This is a genomic window from Enterobacter sp. UNJFSC 003, from assembly GCF_036903355.1.
Classification (GTDB): domain Bacteria; phylum Pseudomonadota; class Gammaproteobacteria; order Enterobacterales; family Enterobacteriaceae; genus Enterobacter.
Genome location: NZ_JBAKHK010000084.1, coordinates 1 through 322 on the forward strand (window position 1 = coordinate 1; position 322 = coordinate 322).

Below are 322 nucleotides of genomic sequence, written 5' to 3' on the forward strand. Positions count from 1 at the left end.
GCCGAGGCCAATTGCCCACACCAGGATCCCGATGTAGTTACCTTTCAGCAGCGCGTCAATGGGGTTGGAAACCATGCTCATTACCAGTCCGCGCATCACTTCGACAATGCCTGACGGCGGCGAAATATCACCCGCGCTACTGGACAAGTGCAGGGTAGAAGGGAAGGCAAAGCTGAAGACTACTGCGGCCAGAGCTGCAGAGAAGGTGCCCAGCAGATAGAGGAACAAAATAGGACGGATATTGGTTTTCTGCCCGTGCTGGTGGTTAGCAATAGATGCCATTACCAGCATCAGCACCAGGATGGGGGCAACAGCTTTCAGT

The 322-nt window shown here is 54.3% G+C and carries 1 protein-coding gene; it reads right to left on the reverse strand.

Annotated features, from left to right (window positions below; translation table 11 throughout):
- On the reverse strand, positions 1 to 321 hold a 321-nt coding region (locus V5P19_RS23200), incomplete at its 3' end, for a cation:dicarboxylate symporter family transporter (RefSeq protein WP_334407875.1).
- Position 322: the final 1 nt, after the last annotated feature.